The following is a 16,079-nucleotide window of genomic DNA, read 5'->3' on the forward strand; positions in this document are numbered from 1 at the left end:
GCACCGCGGAAGAGAACATCCCCGGGCTTCTGAAGGCACCTGTCAGCGCCACAACCTCTCCTCTCCCGCCGCGAGAGGGGGACGGAGGGGCCGCCTGGCCACTCGGGCGGCGGCGGCCCCCCGCAGGCTCACGCCAGGTTGACTTCCATGCGCTGCGAGCGCGCCGTGGTGCGCAGGCGCGAGGTAATCCGCACCTCGTCCCCCGGCTTGACGTGCAACGTGTGCTCCAACTCCTTGACCATGAAGCCCCAGCACGTCGGCGGCGCGAACGGGGACGCACTCAGGATGTGCTTCTCGTCCAGCCAGGCCTTGAAGAAGATGGCGACGCCTCCGAGCACTCCGGCGTCGGTGACGCGCAGCACGCCCGGAACCGGGCTGTCGTCGAGCACGCGGCTCATGTCCTGATGGCAATCCACATCCCGGAGAACGCACTCCTCCGTCAGGATGCCCTTGGGCGCCACCCGCGTGTAGTCCCCGCGGAAGAAGAGAGAGGCCCCCAGATCCCGGCGTGCAGCGCGGACGCGCTCGCGGAACGGGGTGAAGTCCACGCCGTAGAAGCCATCCAGGTTCTCGACATCCCGCAGGATGCGATTGCCCTCGGTGGGCGTATCCCGGGGGCTCACCCCCATGCAGACGGCCTGGATGCGGTACGGGAGGAACCGCCCCTCCTTGGGGTTGCGGAAGAATCGCTTGCCATCCCGGATGCTGGTGATCAGGTTCTCCGCGAACGGATCCACGTTGATCAGCTCGTGCAAGATGACGTCCACGCCCTCGGGGAGCGTCACATTGCGGCTGTTGCCCCGGATCAGGGTGACGCGGTCGTCCACCTTGTTCGCCCGGAACATCTCCTCGGCCAGGGAGCCCAGCTCGGTCTCCTCGATCGCGTAGACCTTCGTGGCCCCCGCCTGCGCGGCGAGGATGGAGAGGATGCCCGTGCCGGCGCCAATCTCCGCCACGACCTTGCCTCGCACGTTCTGGAAGATCGCCGACTTGTACGAATTGACGCGAACGGTGTCCCGGAGCATCTCGTAGTGCTCGCAAAGGTCCGTCCACAGACCCGAGGCCGGCAGGAACTGCGTCGCATCCACGCCCCCATTGACCACCGGCACGAGGATGTCCAGCTCCACCAGCTCGGCCAGGAGCCGCTCGAAGAACTCGCGCGACATCCGCGGGGCCACCTCGTCGAAGGCCTGCTCCGGCCCCTTCGCCGCCTTGAACGCATGCAGGAGCAACAGGTGCTCGGCGTTCATCGGTATCGAGGGGCGAGACATCGAGGCATTGGCCACGATCGAACCGTCTGGCTCGACATGGATGATGAGTCCCCTAGAGGTCCAATACTGGGTCTGTGCCATGAGGTGGTGGGTGCGGAGGAGGAGGTTGCCGGCCAGGACCGTCCAGAGCCGAGGCGGCAAGCAGACCATGGGGTTGAAAAGTCCGTCAATCCACGGAGGGTGGACCCACCGTTCACCCTTCCCTCTTGAGCACGGCGGCGAAGAAGCCATCGGTCCCATGCAGATGCGGAGCACAGAACAGGAATCCCTCCCGGACACACCCGGGAGCCAACCAGCCCTCCCCGGGAGGCACGAGGTGGAACCCGGGGGCGTCGCGCAGGAACCCATGCACGAGCTCCTCGTTCTCCGCGCGATTCACCGTGCAGGTGGCGTAGACCAACCGCCCACCGGGGCGCACGAGCTGGCGCGCGCGCTCGAGGATGTCGCGCTGGAGCCGGACCATCTCGACGAGGCGGGCCGGCTCAATGAGGAAGCGCAGGTCGGGTCCACGCCGCAGGGAGCCCAGCTCCGAGCACGGCGCATCCACGAGCACCCGGTCGGCTAGAAACCCCTCGGGGGGCGCCCGGAGGACCTGGACGTTGGAGAGCCCCGCCCGGGAACACCGCAGCATCAGCCGATCGAGCCGCCCGGCATCCGGATCATGAGCGAGCAGCCGTCCCCGGCCCTCCATGGCACCGCCGAGCAGGAGCGTCTTGCCCCCGGCGCCGGCACATAGGTCGAGCACGGTCTCCCCGGGCCGCGCCTCGACGAGCAACCCGAGGAGCTGACTGCCCTCGTCCTGGACCTCGAAGAGCCCCTCCCGAAGCGAGTCGAGCCCATACAGGTTGGGCCTGGGACCCACGACGTGGAGCGCCAGCGGACTGAGCTCGCCGGGCCGGGTCTCCACGCCTTCGTCACGCAACCGGGCCGCCAGGGCATCACGGTGAGTCCGCAGCGTATTCACACGCAGGGTGATGGGGCCGGGGACGTTGAGGTGGGCGCAGAAGTCCTCGGCGGCGGGACCGAGCTCGCGAGTGAAGTGCTCGGCGAGCCAGTCCGGAAGCGAATAGCGGAGGGCGAGCGTGGGGGGCTCCCCGGTGACGAGGGGCGGAGGCGCGCCCAACCCGGCGAGCCGGGCCGCCTCTTCAGCCGGGACTCCCGCGAGTCCGTGCAACAGGGCATGGAGCAACGCGGACGAGGAGGGCTCGGGGTGGCCCAGGAGGAAGCCGAGCCGGCGGCGCCAGAGCCCCACATTGAAGACGGCCTCGGCGAGGACCTGGCGCTGCTCGCGAGAGAGCTCCCGGTGGGAGCGGAGGGTCCGATCGAGCACCCGCTCGGCCGGACTGCCGGCGAGGACAGTGTCGATGGCACCGGTCACCACCACGGCGAGTCCATCGAGCGCCGACCAGGGAACCGAGCGAAGTCGTGAGAGCGGGTCAAAACAGGATGTTGACAGGACGGACTCCGTTCTTTAGAAAGCACCTCGTTGTCGCGGCGGCCCACACGGGCCAACGCGCAGCGGACATATTCCCCGATAGCTCAGCCGGTAGAGCGGGTGACTGTTAATCACTAGGTCCGTGGTTCGAGTCCACGTCGGGGAGCTGAAGAAGGGCGCTGGGTGCAAACCCGGCGCCCTTTTTCTTTTGCCCCGCCCTCCCCCCGAACACAAGACGAGCCACCCGGACGTTCTCCCCAATCAAGGGCGAGAGCACATGGGCGAAAGCGAGAGGCACAGCTCTCGGTCCTCAAGCGCGTCTACTCCTGGTTGCGCAAGGTGAAGCACGTCCTCTCGGTGGCCGAGGACCCGACCTTCGGGCGGCTCACCGTGCCCCAGGCCCGGCCCGAGCAGTGGAAGCGGGACAAGGTGATTCCCCGGGAGCACTACCTCCTCGCCCACGAGCACCTTGCGCCTCACTGGCGTGACGGGATGGACGTGCAGACGGGCACCGGCTGGCACGTCTCGGAGCTGGTGCGCTTCGCCAAGCTGGGCAGCGTGGAGCCGTACCGAGGCGAGGCCGAGGGGATCGCGGGCGTGCTGGTGTGTCCGCAGACCAAGAGCGGCGAGCCCTTGCGCACCGCTGTGTCCGCCGAGGTGTTGGAGGCCGGGAAGCGGCTGCTGGAGCGCGGCTCGTTCAGCTTCGAGAAGTACGGCATGGCCATCAAGAGGGCCTGCACGGCGGCGGGCATCCCGCCCTTCACCCCGGGACGGTTCCGGCACTCCGTTGCCACCTGGGCCATCGAGAACGGAGCGGACCCGGCATCGGTGGCGGCCTTCCTTAACCACAAGAGCCCGGCCACTACGCGGCGCTTCTACGCAACACATGCCGTCCCGACGAAGGTTCCCACCCTTGCCTAGTATTCATCCAACTGGCTCTGCGCTGGCCCATATGGTGGTGCGCAGGAAGTGATGAACAGGAGGAAGACGCGTGACCGAACCCAAGAACAAGAAGAACGAGGGGGACATCGTTGGCGCAGTAGCGAAAGCGAATCCTGGCGTTGTTCACGTAATCTTGGACACCTCCGCTCTCCGCAAGGAGGTATCACCCGGCAGCGGTGCTCTTCAGCGGCTCCAAGAATTGGTGGACAAGCATGTTGTCGAGGTTCTCGTGCCGGAACTTGTTCCCCGAGAATTGGCAACCCAGTTGGCAGCAGAGTGGAAGAAGTGGCAGCACAAGGGAGAGAAGGATCCGCAGAAGGTTCTCTCCTGGTGCATTCCCGGCGAAATGACGACAAAGGCGGAGTCCGCCCTGGGGCACGTCAGCGAGTTCTCCGAACAGGTGGAGAAGCTGCTGGTCGATGGAGTTGATCAGCGTCTCCGCGCGCTACGTGCTCGGTTCCTGCATCTGTCGGAAGCTTCGACACGCGCGGCGTGGGATATGTACTTCAAAGGCGACGGCCCTATGAAGCAAGCCAAGAGCCGCGAAGATATTCCCGATGCGTTCATCGTGGCTGCCGCTCTTGAAGAACAGAGCCGCCTCGGAAAGATCCTGCATCTGGTGAGCGCGGACGAACGGATGCGTAAGAGCATGCCGAAGGACAGGTTCGTAGGGCATGAGACGCTGAGCGCGTTCAACACGTCACAAGATATACGAGACGCGTTGAAGGCAGCGGAGCCCCCTGCTGCTGACGAGTTGCCCGAGCCACCCACTGAAGCCCATTGGCGAGAGCACGTGCAAGAGGCCATTTCTCAGCAGATGGACTCTGTCCAGAGCGGTGTTGAGGATTCGCTCTGGGGCGCTCTTCAAGGGAAGTCCGTTACGGCAGGCCACTTGCCCTCAGAAGACAACTCGGCCGAACTCACGGGCGATGGCTCAATCGAAGAACTCAATCTCGACCTGGGAGCCATGGACGATCTTGGACACGAAGCAGTCCTCGTTCCTGCAACCCTCACTATCGTCGACGCCTTGGCGGACTTCTTTGCTTTCAAGGCTGACTTCTGGGCCAGCGAAGAAGATGAGGGTACTCATTTCTCTGTTTCGGAGGGGGATTGGAACGACCACTACTTGGCAGCGCAGGCGTACCTGACACTGAAGGTCAAGGCGCTCATCCGAGTTGATCTCGAATACGACGAGAACAAGGAGCCCATAGTTGCCACGGCCCTTATCGAGAACATCGAGTCCATTGAGGTGCAGGAACCGGAATGGTGGACGAAAAAGATGGCGTCCAGGCGCCGCGTGAAGAAGTAGCTAGGACAGGAAGGGATTTCACTCCCCCAGCCAGTAGAGACCGCGCCGGGTGCGCAACACCTGCTCCAAGAACTCCGCGAAGGAGCTGGCGACTGGCCCGCAGTATTTCGGGTTGGGCCACGCCTCGTGGTAGCCGTCCGTCAGGGGGTAGCGGTCGTTCTCCTGGCGGGCCACGTCCACCAACACGTAGTTGCCATCCTGCACGTCGCAGATGGCCCACATCGAGGCGGGCCCATGCGCGTCATCGTCGTTCTTCTTCCCGAAGATGGCCACCCGCGCCCGAACGACCTGTGACAGCGGGAGGATGCGGTAGGGGGTGTCCGGTAAGCGCTCAACCAGCTCCGCCCCGTTGCAGTGCAGGTAGAAGGCCCGCAGATCCGCATCCAACCGCCAGCCCACCCGCCGCTCGAACTCCTCAATCGCCTCGGGCGTAGCGGGGGGATACGGGAAGTGGTCGCGGGAGACCTCTTCGAGCAAGCGGCTCATGGACGTGGCCATCGTCAGTTGTCCGTGTAGGGCAGGTTGGGGCCCACTGTATTCCAGGGGGCCTGACCGGCGTAGCAGGCGGGATACTGCTCGTTGTACACGTCGTGAACGTCCGGTTGCGCGGGGAAGACGTTGTTAGGGTCCACCGGGTCCCCGCCGTGCCAGAGGTCTCGGATGTGGTGCCCCGGCCAGGACACCCCGCCCTGCTCGGGCCACTGACCAAACTTCTCGCTCCAGTCCTTCCGGAAGGAAGTCCGAAACCTGTTCCACGCCTTGCGTTGAGCTGCATTGTCCTCGGGTGACAGCTCGGGGTAGTTGCAGCAGCAGTGAAAGAGGCCGTAGCGGCTCCCGGCCTTCACAGGGACGGGCAAGACGACGAGGCTTCCCTCCCAGTCGAACTTGAGATCGGCCAGCCACATGCAGCCCTTGAGCTTGTAACCCGCGCCGCACTCCTTCTGGCACTGGTTCATGAACTCCCGGCGGCACTGCCAGGGGCCATAGAAGAGGGTCGTCTTCATGCGCCCGCCCGGCACGTTCAACCAGGGCAGTTCCTTCTTCACGGCGGGCTTGGCCCCTGGAGAGGGCGAAGGGCCAGAGCCTCCCGTTCCAGGGCCATCCGCGCTCCGGGTTGTCGCGCATCCGGAGAGGCACACCAACAGCACCACAGCTCCGATCAACTTCATGGGAATGCCCCGTGCTGCTCGGAAACGATTCAGGACCGCGACTCAGCGCCCGTTGCCCGTGTCCTTGAAGTCCGCGGCCGACAGACCGTGCCGGCGCAGCAGCTCGTAGAAGTCGGTACGGTTGCGCCCCGCCATGCGTGCCGCGGCGCTCACGTTCCCTCCGCTGCGACGCAGCGCCTCAATCAGGTAGCTGCGTTCGAAGGCGTCACGCGCCTCGCGCAAGGTGGGCAGCGGGGCCTCCGTCCCGGGCAACTTGGAGATGAAGGCGCCGGGTGCGCCCTCCTCCACCGAGGCTTGCTCGGAACGTGGGGACGGCTGCACGAGGTGGGTCAAATGCTCTGCCCTCAGCTCCTCGGAGGCCGCCAGTAGAACAGCGGCCTCCATCACGTTGAGCAGCTCGCGCACGTTGCCCGGCCACGCGTAGTCCCGGAGCAACTGGAGCGCATCTGTGCTCAGGCGCGGAACCCTCATCCCGTTATGCGCCGCGGCTCGCTCCAAGAAGAGCTGGGCCAAGAGCGGAATGTCCTCCGGGCGCTCGCGCAATGGCGGCATGGTGATCGGCACCACACACAGCCGGTAGTAGAGATCTTCACGGAAGCGCCGAACCTCCACCTCCTCGCGGAGATCCCGGTTGGTGGCCGCCACCACCCGCACATCCGCCTCCTCCTCGGTGCTCGAGCCCACCCGGGTGTAGCGCCGCTCCTGCAACACTCGCAGCAGCTTCACCTGCACACTGGGAGGCGCCTCCCCCACCTCGTCGAGGAAGAGCGTCCCGCCGCGCGCGGCCCCGAAGAGCCCCTCGCGTGACTGGGTCGCACCCGTGAAGGCGCCCTTCACGTGGCCGAACAGCTCACTCTCCAGCAGCTCCGGCGGCAGCGCCCCGCAGTTCACCGCGACGAAGGGTCCGTGCGCGCGGCGAGAGAGTCCGTGCAGCAACCGCGCGGCGAGCTCCTTGCCCGTGCCCGACTCGCCAAGCACCAGGACCGTGGCATCCGACGGCGCCACCCGCGCGATGTGTGCACGCACCTGGGTGATGGCCGGGCTTCCGCCGATCAGCCGCTCGCGTGGGACGCCGGCCACGATGCGGCGCAGATCATCCACCTCGCGCTGCAAGGTCGTGCGCTCGAGCGCGTGCACCAGCTTCTGCACCAGCTCGTGGTCCTGGAACGGCTTGGTGAGAAAGCCATAGGCGCCTCGGCGCATGGCCTCCACCGCGGTCTCGATGGTCCCGTGCGCGGTGAGGATGACCACCGGCAGCTCCGGGATGCGCTCGCGCGCCTGGGCGAGGATCTCCAGGCCATCCGCGTCTCCCAAGCGAAGGTCGAGCACCATCGCGTCGACCTCGCCGCGATCCACCCGCGCGAGCGCCTGTTGGCCCGTGGAGACACTCGCCACCTGCATTCCCTGAGCTGCCAGGCGCAGGGAGATGAGCTCACACAGCTCGAGGTCGTCATCCACCACCAGCACACGGTTGGCGGGGGAGGACAGAGGCTGGGAGGACGGGCTCATGCGGGGCTCCGGTCAGACGGCGACGGAGAAGAGGGCGTCGCCTCGGAAGAGTAGCGGGGCGGAGTGGAGCGATCGAGCGGTATCCAAACAGCGAAGGCCGCTCCCGGGCCAGGCTCATCGAGGAACGCTACCTCGCCTCCATGCATGCGCATCATCTCGCGCGCCAGTGGCAGGCCCAGGCCAATCCCAGGAGGAGAGGAGGCGTTATTCCCCACCGGAGAGGTGAAGAAGTGCTCGAAGAGCCGATCACGAACCTCGGGCGGGACTCCCGGCCCCTCGTCGCGCACCACCACTCGAGCCCAGCTAGAGGCGGACGCGGCGTGTCCCGGTGGTCCCTCCTGGGTCACGGTGCGCACCATCCGAACCCGCTGCCCTGGCGAGGAGACGCGAATCGCGTTGCCCAAGAGGTTGGCCACTGCGCGCTCGATGAGGGCGGCGTCGAGCGAGGCGGGAGCGAGCGTCCCCTCGGTCCGCAACTCCAGTTGGACTCCAGCCGCATCGGCCTCGCTGCGCACGTCCTCTATCGCCCGGAGGAGCACGTCATCCAGGAGGCAGCCCGCCTCGCGCCGCAGGGCCTTTCCAGACTTCACCCGGGACATGTCGAGCAACGCGGACACCAGGCGGATCTCCCGCTCGCAGGCACTGCGGGCCAACTCCACCACCCGCCGCTGCTGCTCGTTGAGCGGACCGGTCGTGCCATCCGCCATCAACCCGAGCGCAGCCCGCAGCCGCGTGAGCGGAGTCCGGAGATCGTGCGACACAGAGGCCACGAAGGCGTCCTTGAGCTGATCGATCTCCGCCAGGCGTGCGCGCATCCGCTCCAGCTCTGAGGTCAGCTCCTCCACCTCGAGCGGTCCCCCCACTTGAGTGATGGGGCTGAAGTTCCCCTGCCCCACTTGCCGAGCCTGCGTGGTGAGCAACTCCAGAGGACGGGTGACCCCTCGTGCCATCCAGCGCGCCACGCCCCAGGCGGCCAGCACCGCCAGGACGCCGAACACCAGCCCTACGCTGATCGCGGTGGCGCCGATGGCATAGGCCTCGGCTTCGCGCTGAAGAACCACCTCGTGCAGAGAGTGCACGATGGCGATCCAGGCATCCGTGAGGTTCTCGTCCCAGGAGAGCCGCTTCTCGCGCATCGAGGGATCGAACAGACGGGCGCACGTGTTCTCTTCGATCACATACCGGGCATAGGTGCGGTAGTTCTCCGCCGTGTCCCGGATGTTCGGCTGGATGGCCTCTCCATACTTGGCCAGCAGCGCCTCCAGCCGGAGCAGTGACGTCTGCATGGCGCTCGCCACCTGAGGTCCCACGGTCGGGTCACGTTCACAGGCCAGGATGGAGTGCCGAGCAGCAACCTCGATGCCCCAGGTGGCCTGATGAACGGCCTCCTCTTCCTGCACCTTTCCCAGATGTTCCTCTCGGATCTCCGTGAGGAGACTCGTCATGCGGACCAGGGCCACCACAGCGAACGCGGCGGCCCCGAGCAGGACGGTGGTGAGCAGAGCGTGGGAGATGAGCAGACGCTGGACGAGGCGCATGTCGTGGGCGAACTCCGAGGAGCGCCTCCTAATGCGCTCCCGCTTCACGTGCACGTGTGAATGTATCCGACTGTCCACCTGCCAGTCGTAGCGTCGGTTGGAACAGACAGGTGTCGGTTCATCCCCGCAGCAGACATGTCGGCCCGAGCCGACAGCGGGGCACGCTCACAGAGGAGAAAGCGGTGCGGCACGCGATGTGAAGAGACGCCCGGGCATCATGCTCGAACAACACTCGGTTGGAGCCGCGGATCGCGTTCGTCTGCTGTGGCAGGACTGGAAGCAGATGGTGTCGCCCAAGACGCTCGGGCAGGATCTGTCCGGAGCCCTTACGGTGGCGTGCGTAGCGCTTCCGCTCAATCTTGCGCTCGCAGTGGCCTCGGGACTGCCCGCCAGCGTGGGCCTCATCAGTGGCGCCATCGCGGGTGTCGTGGCCGGACTGTTGGGAGGTTCCCGCCTGCAGGTGACAGGGCCCGAAGCAGCGCTGGTGCCCATCGTGCTCCTTCTGGTTCAGCGCCATGGAATCGAAGGCATGGTGGTGGCCACCCTTTGCTGCGGGTTCTTGCAGATTCTTCTCGGAGTGATGCGGGTGGGCCGGCTGGCGAAGCTGCTACCCGCGCCGGTGGTGCGTGGGTTCATGGCGGGCATCGGGCTGATCCTCCTCAATGTCCAGCTGCCCAGGCTGATGGGGTTGCCGAAGAGCGTCGGCTCGCTTTCCTCCCTGGTCTCGCAAGGGGGAGCAGGGGCGGTGCATTGGGGTGGCATCGCCCTCGGCGTGCTGGTGATCGCCTGCATGGTGGGCCTGCCACGGGTGCAGCGGCGAGTGCCCTCGGTGTTGGTGGGGCTTGTGGTGGCCACGGTGCTCGGCGGACTGATGGGTCCGGAGCTGGCCCGTGTGGGGGAGCTGCCCCCGGGGCTTCCTCCGCCTCAATTCCCCTCGCTGGGGGGAGTGGATTGGAGCGCGCTGCTTCCTGATGTCTTCTCGCTGACCATCCTCGCGTCACTGGGCTCGCTGATGTCGGCCAGCGCCATTGATCAGTTCCCTGGGTTCGAGAAGAACCAGACGGATCATGATCAGGAGCTGATGGCCCAGGGCATGGCGAACCTCGCGTCCTCGCTCTTCGGCGGCATGCCGGTGATGGGCGCCATCGTTCGCTCCTCGGTGTCGATCCAGGCGGGCTCCCGCACCCGCGCGGCGTCGGTGCTGCATGCGCTCCTGCTGCTCGGGGTGTGCCTCGTGGCCGGACAGCTCGTCGCTCGCGTGCCCATCGCCGCGCTGGCGGGCATCCTCGTGGTCGTCGGCGTGCGGTTGCTCGATCTGAAGGGTGCGCGTGCGCTGTGGGAGAAGGAGCGCCCCCAGGTGGCGGTGGTCGCGGTGACCGCGTCCGTCATCGCCTCGGTGGATCTCCTGCTCGGACTCGGCGCGGGCGTGGCGCTCTCCATCGGACTGCTCCTGATGAAGCGGCCTCGGACGGAGGTGCAGACGCGCATCCTGCGGCTGGATGGACGCCCCTACTTCCGCAGCCTGGGCGCGGCCGCCGCCGAGCAGGATGATCGACCGCCGCTCCAGCGCATCCGCGTCCGCGGGCCGCTCGACTTCCTCTCTCCGGGTGTCCTCAATACAGCGCTCGCCAACCATCCCTCCCCGAGGTACCTCCTGCTCGATCTGTCGGCGGTGCCCTACATGGACGCGACTGGACTCCAGGCCGTGCAGGATCTCCGGGAGAGCATCATCGTGCGCCAGGGCATGGTCGTCGTGGTCGCACAGGGTGAGGTGGCCCGGATGCTCGAGCAGGAGGGATTCCCGCGAAGCGCCCTATCGGCCAGCCTGATGCCTTCGTATGACGAGGCGCTCGAGCACATCGCCCAGAGTCATAAGGGCACCGTTCCGACGGGAGCACATAGGGAGCCGCCGCCCGTCAATGCCTGAGCGCCGGTGATGGATGGGGCAGGATTGAGAGGAAGACGATGTGGCATCAGACGATTTGCCACTGCCTCTCAGTCCCGTCCCCTCCGTCACTTCCAACAACTCCCATCTCGATTCACGACCCTTTTCCACGCGCATCGGCCCACTCGATTCGAGTCACCACTCCCCCGATGACCGATGCGACATATCGAGAGCGCGTTGTACCGTCCTCCCAGCATCGCTGAAGGAGCTCGACGGCCTTCTCTCGGTACTCCCGACCCTCCCTCTCATTGAACAGGTACACCACTGGGACCAACACGGATGGGTCTTCCAGCAACAGCTTCCGGCAGTCCTCTGGAGCGAAGTACTCCCCAAGATCCGCCCAGGGGATGTACTTCTGCCAGAACCTGACTTCCGTGCTTCCCGGATAGGCTCGACCCGCTTCACGGAGCAGAGAAGGGAATCGTTTGCCAGCCGTAGCGACGAATCCTGGACCAAGCCTGTGATGTGTCGAGAATCCAAAATCGGTGGCTTGCCAGTACAGAATCACAAGATTCAAGAACAGCTCCAGCGTCCGCTCTCCAGCCAGTAGCGCCTCTTCGTAGAGCAGCGCAGCCTCCTCGATCCGACCTTCGCGGTCGAGACGAATGGCCTCAAAGTGGATCATTGAAACTCGCCATCCAAGCGTTTCCGGAGACGCGCAATGGCCTTCAGATGATAAGGCCAATGTGAGGCCATCAAGGAAACAACCTCCTCCACGTCGACGCGTGACAATTCTCCACCGTCGAAGGCTTTTTCCAGGAGCGATTCAATCCGGAGAAAGTCCCTGAGAACGTCGGCGATATGAAACGACAACTCATCACGCACCTTGGCGTCAGGGACTGCGTGGACCATGGAGCGGTCCAGGATTGAAGTCAGAATCCGCGCTCGCTCAGGATCGATCATGGGCCTTCCCATCTCATCAATGCATCCTCACAACGTTTGACGACCTCTTCAACGGGATTACAGGCTATTTCTATCGGAGCAATCTCGTCCCGAAGTGCTGCTATTTCGCGACACAGAGGTCAGTCGGCTCAAGAATCAGCCACCTCCGACCCGGCACGACGCAGCGACCTCGGAGACAGATCGCTTCACAGTATGGTGGGGAAGAGAAACTGTCCAGGAACCCGCACGCGTCCGTCAGGCGCTCCCGCAGTTCCCTGTAGGCCTGACTCTGGATCCATTCGTAGCGAACAGGAAGGCATGATGGCCCCAAGGGGGGCCAGTCGCGCACGAGGCTGCAATCATCATCCCGAGTGCAGAAGGCATTCTCATCAGCCGCGAGGAGACCTTCAAACGAGCGTTGAAGACACAGGTCGCGCTCCGCGACGGGAACCTCATGACCCGCACGAGTTGCGCACTCGACTTCCCGCTCGAAATTCTCCCAGGTCACCTCAGGCGACACTCCTTGGGGAACAACATTCCGGGTGCACGACGTACTCAATGCGAAGACGGCTGAAACTCCCAACCGCAGAGCATTGTAGAAAATGCTGATTCCGTACCGGCGCAAAGGCGTCTCCACCGAAGGTTACTTCCGTTGGCCTGCTCAACACACGCAGGTTGACTCATCGGGTTTGAGACGCTCGCCACGCGTTCACCCGATTGATGACCGTAAGGAGAGCCAACCCGAGCCAGGCTGTCACCGACCACAGCCCCGTCTCCAGCACCAGCGCCACACTCCAATCAAACACTGAGGTGTCGAACACGTCGAACTTCAAGAATCCGGGCATTTTGGTCGAGGCGAGGAGCAGTTGGACGGTATTCCGCAGAATCGTCACCCATGCGCCGATCGCGACGATGTGGGTCCCCCTCCGTGCCAGCATCCCACCACCCATGACCCCGAGGAGGGCCACCCCAACAAGAACAGTCCACAGGAGGGTAGGGACCGCCCCTCCGCCTTTCACAAGGGGTACAACAACCGTGCTGTACCCCAGATACGCAACCAGCACGCCGACACTGGCCACACCACAAGCAACCACGAGAGATGTCGGGCCATACGGTCTCATGTCCCCTCCATGCCTATCGCTCCGAACGGAGAACGCCGCGTACTCGGTGTCCTCGACTCCGTTGTCCCCAAGGCACGCCCTATTATACCCGGCCACGAACCTAGCAAGCACGTTCGCATCCACACCCCCCAGGTGCATTTCGAGCCGACCGGCCTCGAGCTCACGCCGCATCTGACTCAAGGCATTTAGTAGCAGCACACGATTCCCCAGAAGCACGGGTCGGTGAATACCCCCTTCCCCACCTACTTCTGACGCACTGGCACCTATTGATTTCAGTACCCCTTGGAGAATCTCAACTCTGGATGAAAGAAGGCTCGCGCGGGCTACTGCAGAAGAAATACGTCTACAGGCTCAACTGGAAGCCCGCTCGCAACGTCTGCAATGGGCTCGACCCGCCCCAAGTCGGACCACTCTCGATACAGGGCCTCGACCTTCCTAACATCCCGCCCATCCCGTAGTAGCCCGTGCTCATTCAGGATAAAGGAAAGCGAGTGCGACGGGTCTTGCAACACATGCTCTTGCAAGATCTTCAAGAGAGACCACTCTCCGACCGAAATCACATCAGTCCCCAGGCGCAAGAGAGTACGCCCGGAAGCTTCGGCTCGGAATCGAAGGGAAGAAAGATACGGGGAAGACACCGCAATCAACTCACAGGTAGACCCGTTGGCGATGGAATAGGCCAACAACTCATGGGCAGGTCCAACCTCACGGCTCACTGGCCACCATAGTTCGTGCGGCTCACGAAGTTTGATGTGCTCAAACCTGCTCCGCTCCTCTTTCGGAAGCCGACCTTCGTAGAAATGGCCAGCAACCACGTCCCAAGGATTTCTATCGACCCCACGATAGAGAGAACCCTGCCGAGGCTTGTCGACAACAATATAACCATTCACATCGAGCTTCATCGCGGCTCCACCCCGGGTTTGACGGGAACATGTCCACCTCTACCTGCGCCAAGAATATGGATATGAGGGACACCGTCCCATACTGTTCCAGGATGATACCCGCTCACGTCATTGGGGCCAGCGCGTACCCCGGTCGCACGCCGGGAGCATTTCCATGAGATGGACTGGAACCCTCGCGAGCTCTCGCACGAGCTGGCATCAATGCGGGCGCCGGGAGATCAGCGCCGACCCAGACCGCTCCTATTGTTGCACCAGTCCACAGCAGTGTGGAACCCGCCGCGGCGCCTATTGCCTCACACCCTGAGCCGGAATCGGTGCGCGAGCTCGCCCGGCGCAAGCAACAACAAGAGGATGCCTCAGCGATTCTGAGGCATCCCCTTGCTCGGAGAAGGACCACCAAGCCAAGCACTACACAGCAAGCCACGAAGGCAGATACGCCAGCGGCGCCGCGCTTCGCGATTCCACGTAAAGCTCAGTGCCAGATCCGCCGGAGTCTTGAACCGATCCTGCGGAACAATCCCGGCTTGACCCAAATACGTCCAGATTTACCGACAATGCCCGCCTCCGGATCGGCTCCGCCAAACTTCACGGTGTCGGGCTCAACCTCTCGTGTTTCCTCTGGATCAATCGAGATCAAAGATGCCCCCCGACGCGCCAACTCCACCGTCACCCGCCTCTCCGCATCCTGAAAATCCAGAGCATAGATAACTATACTCTGGAAGAATCGAAGACGCTCGCCATCAACATCCTCTTCGCCTTCGACCAGGAGACAAATCGCTCTCAATTTCTCTTCCCTGCTTGGCATCAAAGACCCCAATTCACCCAGAATTGACTCAAGACCCAGGAGGAATCAACTCCCTACCACGGGATTGAAATCAGGTTCCATAACACTCCGGGGATATGAAATCCTCATACGAACCAAACGGAAATGGATTAAACCACTCAAACAACTCCTCATTATCCATCCACTCACCATTCTCATTGGGGTCGAACAGCAAGGTTGGAATCATCACCAGGTCCTCGTCATAAAACACATGCCCGGCGCCTTCCAAATGCCGGCCTCGCTTGTCCAGGGAATGATAGTGATTTGCACCATTTCCATGCGCCTCGACATGGCAGGCCTTGCCACCACCACCCGCCTCCTTTGCTTACATCCTTGGCAAGCTTTTTTGAAGCTCGGGCAGATCCTGACACAACGTCCCCCCCCGCCCTGTATATCCGCTTGGCGACTTTTCGAGTAATGCGCTCCCCCGCGCGAATGCCTGCTCCAACAACCCGGTGTGCAATCCTCCATGGGGCAAGTCCATCCAGGTCGCCCATTATCATGGGATTGTTCAGGGCATAGGACTCGTCTGCTCGTTCTGGCACGCGCGACTGCACACGTAGCCTTCCTCTCGCCCAGGCTTCACATGGAGACAGACACCGGAAAGGCACGCGCTGGCGCCATTCTCCGTACAATCCTCCCCCAACTGCTTCATCGCCTTTGTGGCCTGCAGCGTGCGATGTTCCGTCAGCACCTCCCTTACACCTGACGCCGCGGGCTCTGTCTGGTTGTTCGAACAGCCCGCCCACACTCCCAGGGTGAGCCCCCACAGCACGACAATCCGCCTCATGAATTCGTCTTTCCGCTCGAACGATGCGAGTCTTTCATTCTCACAATTCGACACACCTCTGTTGAATGCCTGGATTCAAGGAGACGCCCCTCTATCGCTTGCTCCACGCGGTTCCTCACATCCATGGCCGGCGGTCGCCCAAGCACAAGACGTACCAAGCCACGAGAGCCTTCAACGCTCTGGACTCCAGGAAGCGTCTCGCCGCCTCTCCCTGACAGGTGCCAGCTCCCGTTCGCACACTGACAAGGTTTGGCCCGTCTCCACCCACTCAGGAACGTGAATCAGGCACAGGGAACCCTCTCGGTGCACCTACCGAAGCTTGAAGACGACCGGGTCCTTTATCTCCAGGAATGAAATTTCCGCCTTCCCGTGACGGCAGCAGCACGGCGCTCCGTCCACGCTGTTGGACGGCCATCCCAATCCGGGACTCCGTTCGAGCTTCG

14 protein-coding genes and 1 tRNA gene are annotated in these 16,079 nt (G+C 63.8%); 4 read left to right on the plus strand and 11 right to left on the minus strand.

Annotated features, from left to right (window positions below; genetic code table 11):
- Window positions 1-128 precede the first annotated feature (128 nt).
- Window positions 129-1,421 (minus strand): 50S ribosomal protein L11 methyltransferase, encoded by a 1,293-nt coding sequence (locus F0U60_RS40060; RefSeq protein ID WP_395807732.1) that lies wholly within the window; start codon window positions 1,419-1,421, stop codon window positions 129-131.
- A gap of 43 nt (window positions 1,422-1,464) precedes the next feature.
- A complete protein-coding gene (locus F0U60_RS40065) occupies window positions 1,465-2,655 on the minus strand; it encodes an RsmB/NOP family class I SAM-dependent RNA methyltransferase (protein ID WP_395807734.1) in 1,191 nt (396 codons plus the stop codon).
- Between the two features lie 144 nt (window positions 2,656-2,799).
- Here F0U60_RS40065 and F0U60_RS40070 point away from each other — a divergent pair.
- The 3 genes from F0U60_RS40070 to F0U60_RS40080 all read left to right on the plus strand — a co-directional run bounded on the left by F0U60_RS40070 (window position 2,800) and on the right by F0U60_RS40080 (window position 4,957).
- Window positions 2,800-2,872: transfer RNA gene (locus F0U60_RS40070), tRNA-Asn, on the plus strand.
- 173 nt (window positions 2,873-3,045) lie between these two features.
- Window positions 3,046-3,627 (plus strand): tyrosine-type recombinase/integrase, encoded by a 582-nt coding sequence (locus F0U60_RS40075; RefSeq protein ID WP_395807736.1) that lies wholly within the window; start codon window positions 3,046-3,048, stop codon window positions 3,625-3,627.
- Window positions 3,628-3,697: 70 nt separating this feature from the next.
- Window positions 3,698-4,957: a PIN domain-containing protein gene (locus tag F0U60_RS40080; protein ID WP_395807738.1), complete on the plus strand. Its 1,260-nt coding sequence runs from the start codon at window positions 3,698-3,700 to the stop codon at window positions 4,955-4,957.
- A gap of 18 nt (window positions 4,958-4,975) precedes the next feature.
- Here F0U60_RS40080 and F0U60_RS40085 read toward each other — a convergent pair whose 3' ends face one another.
- Genes F0U60_RS40085 through F0U60_RS40100 form a run of 4 tightly spaced genes read right to left on the minus strand, consistent with a single transcriptional unit; the run spans window position 4,976 to window position 9,173 of the window.
- Window positions 4,976-5,455 carry an SMI1/KNR4 family protein gene (locus F0U60_RS40085; RefSeq protein ID WP_395807740.1) on the minus strand — a complete coding sequence of 160 codons (480 nt, stop codon included), beginning with the start codon at window positions 5,453-5,455 and terminating at the stop codon, window positions 4,976-4,978.
- Between the two features lie 2 nt (window positions 5,456-5,457).
- Window positions 5,458-6,126, minus strand: coding sequence for a hypothetical protein (locus F0U60_RS40090; RefSeq protein ID WP_395807742.1), 669 nt, complete (start codon window positions 6,124-6,126; stop codon window positions 5,458-5,460).
- A gap of 42 nt (window positions 6,127-6,168) precedes the next feature.
- Complete coding sequence (locus F0U60_RS40095; protein ID WP_395807744.1) at window positions 6,169-7,635, minus strand: sigma-54-dependent transcriptional regulator; 1,467 nt, start codon at window positions 7,633-7,635, stop codon at window positions 6,169-6,171.
- Window positions 7,632-9,173: an ATP-binding protein gene (locus tag F0U60_RS40100; protein WP_395807746.1), complete on the minus strand. Its 1,542-nt coding sequence runs from the start codon at window positions 9,171-9,173 to the stop codon at window positions 7,632-7,634. The genes F0U60_RS40095 and F0U60_RS40100 overlap by 4 nt, the downstream gene beginning before the upstream one ends.
- A 217-nt stretch (window positions 9,174-9,390) precedes the next feature.
- Between F0U60_RS40100 and F0U60_RS40105 the strand changes: the two genes are divergently transcribed.
- On the plus strand, window positions 9,391-11,100 hold the full coding sequence (locus tag F0U60_RS40105; protein ID WP_395807748.1) for a SulP family inorganic anion transporter: 1,710 nt from the start codon (window positions 9,391-9,393) through the stop codon (window positions 11,098-11,100).
- 112 nt (window positions 11,101-11,212) lie between these two features.
- Here F0U60_RS40105 and F0U60_RS40110 read toward each other — a convergent pair whose 3' ends face one another.
- From F0U60_RS40110 to F0U60_RS40130, 5 genes are all read right to left on the minus strand, one after another.
- Entirely contained in the window at window positions 11,213-11,743 is a 531-nt protein-coding gene (locus tag F0U60_RS40110; protein ID WP_395807751.1) for a hypothetical protein, read from the minus strand.
- Window positions 11,740-12,021: a hypothetical protein gene (locus F0U60_RS40115; protein WP_395807753.1), complete on the minus strand. Its 282-nt coding sequence runs from the start codon at window positions 12,019-12,021 to the stop codon at window positions 11,740-11,742. The genes F0U60_RS40110 and F0U60_RS40115 overlap by 4 nt, the downstream gene beginning before the upstream one ends.
- A gap of 659 nt (window positions 12,022-12,680) precedes the next feature.
- Entirely contained in the window at window positions 12,681-13,292 is a 612-nt protein-coding gene (locus F0U60_RS40120; RefSeq protein WP_395807755.1) for a hypothetical protein, read from the minus strand.
- Window positions 13,293-13,444: 152 nt separating this feature from the next.
- A complete protein-coding gene (locus F0U60_RS40125; RefSeq protein ID WP_395807757.1) occupies window positions 13,445-14,023 on the minus strand; it encodes a hypothetical protein in 579 nt (192 codons plus the stop codon).
- Window positions 14,024-14,495: 472 nt separating this feature from the next.
- Entirely contained in the window at window positions 14,496-14,828 is a 333-nt protein-coding gene (locus tag F0U60_RS40130) for a hypothetical protein (RefSeq protein WP_395807759.1), read from the minus strand.
- Window positions 14,829-16,079 lie beyond the last annotated feature (1,251 nt).

The sequence above is a fragment of the Archangium minus genome, from assembly GCF_044360475.1.
Classification (GTDB): domain Bacteria; phylum Myxococcota; class Myxococcia; order Myxococcales; family Myxococcaceae; genus Archangium; species Archangium minus.